Consider the following 3,197-nt stretch of genomic DNA (forward strand, 5'->3'; position numbering starts at 1 on the left):
CACCTGGTCGTTGCGCGACCGGCCGGCCCGCAGCCGCCCGCCCAGGTCGGGCCCGACCCGGTCGATCAGTCCGCGTTCCAGCGCCCCGTGCACGTCCTCGTCGGTGACCAGCGGCGAGAAGCTGCCGTCGGCTACGTCCTCGGCGAGCTGGTCGAGGCCGGCCAGCAGTCCGTCGCGCTGCTCCTCGGTCAGCAGCCCGGCGCGGAACAGGATCACGGTGTGGGCCCGCGAGGCGACGATGTCGTAGGGGGCCAGCACCCAGTCGAAGTGGGTGGATTTGCTCAGCGCGGCCAGCGCATCCGACGGGCCGTCGGCGAACCGCCCGCCCCACAGCGACCCTTCGCGAGTGCTCACGCGTCGGCCGAGCCCTTTGAGGTCTGGCCCCGGCGCGACGCGATCTTCGACGACAGCCCGTGCACGTAGACGAAACCCTTTGCGGCCGACTGGTCGAAGCTGTCACCCTCGTCGTAGGTGGCCAGGTTGAAGTCGTAGAGGGATTCGGCGCTGCGCCGGCCGTTGACCGCAATGTGGCCGCCGTGCAACACCATTCGCACTTCGCCGGTCACGTGTTCCTGGGTCTTGGCGACGAAGCTCTCCAGCGCCTCCTTCAGCGGTGAATACCACAGCCCGTCGTAAACCAGCTCGGCCCAACGCTGATCGGTGTGCCGCTTGAACCGGCCCAGCTCGCGTTCCAGCGTGACGTGCTCGAGCTCGGTGTGGGCGGTGATGAGCACCATGGCGCCGGGCGCCTCGTAGATCTCACGGCTCTTGATGCCCACCAGCCGGTCCTCGACGACGTCGAGCCGGCCGACGCCCTGGGCGCCGGCGCGGGCGTTGAGTTCCTCGATGGCCTGCAGTACCGACACTTTCTTGCCGTCGATCGTCACCGGCACGCCGCGCTCGAATCCGACGATCACCTCGTCGGGCGTGCTCCAGTTCAGGGTGGGGTCTTCGGTGTAGGCGTAGACGTCCTTGGTGGGGGCGTTCCAAAGGTGTTCCAGGAAGCCGGTTTCCACCGCCCGGCCCCACACGTTCTGATCGATGGAGAACGGTGAGCGCTTGGTGACGTTGATGGGGATGGCGTTCTCCTCGGCGAACGCGATCGCCTTCTCGCGAGTCCAGGCGTAGTCGCGGACCGGCGCCAGCACCTCGAGATCGGGTGCCAGCGAACCGAATCCGACCTCGAACCGGACCTGGTCGTTGCCCTTACCGGTACAGCCGTGCGCGACGATGCTGCCGCCGTGCTCGCGGGCGGCCGCCACCAGGTGCTTGACGATCAGCGGCCGGCTGATCGCCGACACCAGCGGGTAGCGATCCATGTAGAGGGCGTTGGACAGGATGGTGGGCAGGCAGTAACCCTCGGCGAACTCGTCGCGGGCATCGACGACGACGGCTTCCACCGCGCCGCAGTCCAGAGCCCGCTGGCGAATGACCTCCATGTCCTCACCGCCCTGGCCGAGGTCGATCGCCACCGCTACGACCTCACGGCCGGTCTCCTTGCCGATCCAGCTGATGGCCACCGAGGTGTCCAGACCGCCGGAATACGCCAGGATGACGCGTTCTGACATGAACCAATCTCCTTACACTTGAAGCGCTTAGGTGAGTTTTTCCAAGGTGGTGGCCAGCTCGGCGCCGGTCATCGGCTCTCGAGCGGCCACGAAGACGGTGTCGTCGCCGGCGATGGTGCCGACGACGTACGGTAGCGCCGCGCGGTCGATCGCGCTGGCCAGATAGTTGGCGCCGCCCGGCGGCGTGCGCAGCACCGCGAGGTTGGCGCTGGCGTCGGCGGACACCAGCAGTTCGCTCAGCAGCCGGGACAGTCGCGCGGTGCCGCCGGACACGCCCCGCACCGGGCTGCCGTCCTCGGGGACGACGTACACCCCGACGCCGCCGTCGGCGCCGCGCAGCTTGACCGCGCCCAGTTCCTCCAGGTCCCGCGACAGGGTGGCCTGGGTGACCTCGATGCCCTCGTCGGCCAGCCGGGCCGCCAGCTCGCTTTGGCTGCTGATCGACGCCGAGGACAGGATCGCCACGATGCGGTCCTGCCGGCCGGCCCGGGTGGTTTCGGGGGTGCTCTTAGAGCGGGTCATGACTGCCGCTCCACAAGCCAGGCCAGCAACGCTTTTTGGGCGTGCAACCGGTTTTCGGCCTCGTCGAAGACCGCGCTGGCCGGCCCGTCCATCACCTCGTCGGTGATCTCCTCCCCGCGGTGCGCCGGAAGGCAGTGCAGCACAATGGCTTCCGGGTCGGCCAGAGACAGCAGGTCGGCGTTGATCTGGTAGGGCCGAAACGGTGTGAGGCGGTCCAGCCCGTCGGCCTCCTGGCCCATCGACGTCCAGGTGTCGGTGACCAACACGTCGGCACCGCGCGCGGCCGCGTCGGCGTCGGCGGTGAGGGTGACCGAGGCGCCGGTGTCCTCGGCGCGCCGCCGAGCCGCGGCGACGAACGCCGGGTTCGGGGTGAAGCCGTCCGGGGCGGCGATCGTGACGTGGAGGCCGGCCGTGACCCCGCCCAGCATCAGCGAGTGCGCCATGTTGTTGGCGCCGTCGCCGAGGTAGGTCATCTTCAGCCCGCGCAGTGACCCCTTGCGCTCGGTGATGGTCTGCAGGTCGGCGAGCACCTGGCAGGGGTGGAATTCGTCGGAGAGCGCGTTGACCACCGGCACGGTCGCGGTCGAGGCCATCGCGTCGAGGCGCTCCTGCCCGAACGTCCGCCAGACGATGGCATGGACGTAGCGCGACAGCACCCGCGCGGTGTCTTCCAGGGTTTCGTCGCGGCCCAGCTGGGTGCTGCGGGCGTCGACGACGACGGCGTGCCCGCCGAGTTGGGCGATGCCGACCTCGAACGAGAACCGGGTGCGGGTGGAGTTCTTGTCGAACAGGACCGCCACCCCGCGCGGGCCCTCCAGCGGGCGGGCGCCGAAAGGGTCCTTCTTGAGTTCGGCGGCCAGCGCCAAGACCTCGGCCTGCTCGGCGGGCGACAGGTCGTCGTCGCGCAGGAAGTGTCTCGTCATGTGCGCCACTTTCCCCCGCAAGCGGGAGGTGCCCCCGCCTCATCGCTTCGCTCTGCATCGTCGTGCCGCGGCGTCATGCTGCGGCCGCCTCGTCGAGAATGCTCGGCAGGGCGCCGAGGAAGCCGTCGATCTGGGCTTCGGTGATGATCAGCGGCGGCGCCAGCCGGATGACGTCGGGTGCGGC

General features: G+C 69.4%; 4 protein-coding genes and 1 pseudogene. All 5 read right to left on the reverse strand.

Going from position 1 to position 3,197, the window contains the following annotated elements; all coding sequences use genetic code 11:
• Positions 1-354: pseudogene (locus DQP58_RS26285) on the reverse strand (argininosuccinate lyase); the annotation flags it as partial.
• On the reverse strand, positions 351-1,568 hold the full coding sequence (locus tag DQP58_RS26290; protein WP_112710956.1) for an argininosuccinate synthase: 1,218 nt from the start codon (positions 1,566-1,568) through the stop codon (positions 351-353). The gene DQP58_RS26290 and the pseudogene DQP58_RS26285, both read right to left, overlap by 4 nt.
• 27 nt (positions 1,569-1,595) lie before the next feature.
• Positions 1,596-2,090, reverse strand: coding sequence for an arginine repressor (locus DQP58_RS26295; protein ID WP_112710957.1), 495 nt, complete (start codon positions 2,088-2,090; stop codon positions 1,596-1,598).
• On the reverse strand, positions 2,087-3,013 hold the full coding sequence (gene argF, locus DQP58_RS26300; protein ID WP_112710958.1) for an ornithine carbamoyltransferase: 927 nt from the start codon (positions 3,011-3,013) through the stop codon (positions 2,087-2,089). The genes DQP58_RS26295 and argF overlap by 4 nt, the downstream gene beginning before the upstream one ends.
• Before the next feature lie 73 nt (positions 3,014-3,086).
• On the reverse strand, positions 3,087-3,197 hold a 111-nt coding region (locus DQP58_RS27355), incomplete at its 5' end, for a hypothetical protein (protein WP_240630168.1).

Origin of the sequence: Mycobacterium colombiense, from assembly GCF_003284975.1 — a bacterium.
Classification (GTDB): domain Bacteria; phylum Actinomycetota; class Actinomycetes; order Mycobacteriales; family Mycobacteriaceae; genus Mycobacterium; species Mycobacterium europaeum_A.

Excerpts from the sequence above, each read along its gene's own strand:
- DQP58_RS26295 (WP_112710957.1), bottom strand. The coding sequence starts at position 2,090 with ATGACCCGCTCTAAGAGCACCCCCGAAACCACCCGGGCCGGCCGGCAG.
- DQP58_RS26290 (WP_112710956.1), bottom strand. The coding sequence starts at position 1,568 with ATGTCAGAACGCGTCATCCTGGCGTATTCCGGCGGTCTGGACACCTCG.
- argF (WP_112710958.1), bottom strand. The coding sequence starts at position 3,013 with ATGACGAGACACTTCCTGCGCGACGACGACCTGTCGCCCGCCGAGCAG.